Here is a 2,769-nt window from a genome sequence, read left to right on the forward strand (position 1 = left end):
GCATCGCCGATGGTCTTGATGTTCTCGAGGCCCCGCGCCTGCGCGACGACCTCGAACGCTTCGGCCAGGCGCTGGATCTCCGCGACGACGACGTCCGGTGTCTGACCATGGCACCAGGTCGTGAAACCCACGAGGTCGACGAACAGGACGGCAACGTCGCCGAACAGACGCGGCTTGACCTGTCCGGTCTCCATCAGTTCCGACACGGCCGAGACCGGCAGGATGGCATGGAGCAGTTCGTCGGCCCGCTTGCGCTCACGCTCAATCGTTCGCAGGTGTGCGATCTCGCGGTCATGGGCCCGCTTCCGCTCCAGGCACGAGCGGATGCGAGCTTCCAGGATCACCGGCTCGAAGGGCTTCGGGAGGTAGTCGAAGGCGCCGAGTTCGATGCATCGGACGATGCTGCCGATCTCCATCAGCGCGGAGATCATCACCACCGGCGTGTGGCGCCATGCCTCGTGGGCCTTCATCCGTTCGAGCACGGCATAGCCGTCGAGAGCCGGCATCATCACGTCGAGGAGGACGAGGTCGAACGGCTCCTCGCTCAGCCGGTCGAGGGCGGCTCGTCCGTTGGCCGCACGGACGCTCGTGTGGCCCAGGATTTCCAGTTCCTGTTCCAGCAGGTCGAGGTTGAAGGGCTCATCGTCGACGATGAGGATGCGGGCTGGCTCCACAGGTTCCTCTCCCTCCGGCGCGAGACTGCGGCCGGACCGGCCGGACTCAATCAAGCCAGTGCCGCAACTTGGCGAACAACAGGTCTTCGTCGACGGGCTTGGTCATGAAGTCGTCGCAGCCGGCCGCTCGCGCCCGATCCTCGTCGCCCGTCATCGCGTTGGCGGTGATCGCCACCACCGGGATGGCGGCGGTGGACGCGTTGGCCTTAATGCGGCGTGTCGCCTCCCAGCCGTCGACGAGCGGCAGCGACAGATCCATGAGGATGAGGTCGGGCCGGTGGGCGATCGCCATCTCGACCCCGGCGGCGCCGTCGACCGCGATGACAAGCTCGTACGTGTCCTCGAGCAATTGAGTCAGCAGATCACGATTGAGTTCGACATCCTCGACGATAAGTATTCGCTTCATGCGTTGATCCCCGAGGGAGCGGACCGGCGCGCAGGGCGTAGCCGACGGCTCATCGGCCACCGTCGGCCGCCTCGAGCTCCAGGACCGGCAGCACGCGCCGCACCTCGCGGACCAGGGCGGCGCGGTCGAGACCGCTCTTGTCGATCAGCCCGAGCACCCGCTCCCGCAGCATGTCGCGCTCGGCCGTATCCAGGGATGCGGCCGTCAGAACCACGACGGGGATCGTCCGGCCGACCGGATCGGCCTGGAGGGCGTCCAGGAAAGCGAGGCCGTCCATCCGCGGCATCAGCAGGTCGAGCAGGATGACGCTCGGGCGGGCCTGGGCGATACGCTCCAGGCCGGCCGCCCCGTCCGCCACCCAATCGACGGTGCATTGCTCCGCGTTGAGCAGCTGGCGCACGAGGTCGGGAACGTTGGGATCGTCGTCGATCACGAGGATGCGCTCGTTGTCGGGGGCGATCCGCGCGAGGGCGCCGATCAGGGCTTCCCGCTCGAACGGCTTCACGATGTAGTCGGTCGCTCCGAGGCGGAAGCCCAGCTCCTTCTGGTCGACGATCGAGATCAGCACGACCGGGATGTCCCGCGTCAGCGGATCGGTCTTCAGCGCGTGCAGCACCTGCCAGCCGTCGGTGCCGGGCATCATGATGTCGAGGGTGATGGCACGCGGTTGCAGCTCCCGCGCCTTCAGAAGCCCGTCCTGGCCGCTCGATGCGCCGATGACCGTGTAGCCGGCATCGGCGAGGTTCTCCTGCAGCAGGTAGACGACGTTGGGATCGTCGTCGATCGCGAGCACGAGCTTGGCGCCCGACCGGGACACCGGCGTTACCGGGAGCGCCGGCCTCGGGCTCGGCGGTCCCTCGGCGGCGCCGGCGATCCGCATCGGGATGCTGAGGGTGAAGGTCGACCCCGCCCCTTCCCGGCTCTCGACGCCGATCTTTCCGCCGAGCAGCCGGGCGAGCCGGTGGCTGATCGCCAGACCGAGGCCCGTGCCGCTGTGGGAGCGCGTGGCGCTGTTGTCGACCTGATGGAACTCCTCGAAGATCGCATTCAGCGCGTCGGCGGGAATGCCGATGCCGGTATCGATCACGGCGAATTCGACACTCTCGCCAACCGGACGGACGCGCAGCGTCACCGATCCGGCCTCGGTAAACTTGATGGCGTTGCTGAGCAGGTTGATGAGGATCTGCCGCAGCTTCTCCTCGTCAGTCCGGAGGGTCGCGGGCGTATCCCGGACATCCCGAACGAGCTGCACGCCCTCGTTCTTGACGAGGGGCTCGACCGTCCTGAGGCAGAGGTCGAGGACCGGCTCCAGCGTGAAGTCGGACGGTTTCACCTCCATCCGTCCCGCTTCGACCTTGGCGAGATCGAGGATGCTGTTGATCAGCGAGAGAAGGTGTTCTGAACTCGCCAGGATCTTCTCGAGGTTCTCGAACTGCTTCACCGGCAGGGCGTCCTTCGCCCGGCGCATCACCAGCCGGGTGAAGCCGATGATCGCATTGAGCGGCGTGCGCAATTCGTGGCTCATATTGGCCAGGAAGCTGCTCTTGGCGCGGCTGGCTTCCTCGGCCGCCTCCTTGGCTTGCCGCAGACGTTCCTCGGCCTGCTTGCGCTCGATCACCCGCCCCAGCTGCGCGCCGATATTGCTCATCACCCGCAGCAGCGACGCGTCCGGCGGCGATGCATCGCGGG

3 protein-coding genes are annotated in these 2,769 nt (G+C 67.0%); all 3 read right to left on the reverse strand.

Features of this window, described 5'->3' with window-relative positions:
- Positions 1 to 674, reverse strand: a 674-nt coding sequence (locus tag I53_RS02925) for a response regulator (RefSeq protein WP_043346452.1), incomplete at its 3' end; no start/stop codon positions are given.
- 46 nt (positions 675 to 720) lie between these two features.
- Positions 721 to 1,080, reverse strand: a complete 360-nt coding sequence (locus I53_RS02930; protein ID WP_043346454.1) for a response regulator — start codon at positions 1,078 to 1,080, stop codon at positions 721 to 723.
- Positions 1,081 to 1,129: 49 nt separating this feature from the next.
- Positions 1,130 to 2,769 (reverse strand): response regulator (locus I53_RS02935; protein ID WP_043346456.1); only part of this gene is annotated, 1,640 nt, incomplete at its 5' end.

Origin of the sequence: Methylobacterium sp. B1 (genome assembly GCF_000333255.1) — a bacterium.
GTDB lineage: Bacteria > Pseudomonadota > Alphaproteobacteria > Rhizobiales > Beijerinckiaceae > Methylobacterium > Methylobacterium fujisawaense.

What these genes read in the sequence shown, in the direction of transcription:
- I53_RS02930 (WP_043346454.1), bottom strand. Translation starts at nt 1,080, where the DNA reads ATGAAGCGAATACTTATCGTCGAGGATGTCGAACTCAATCGTGATCTG.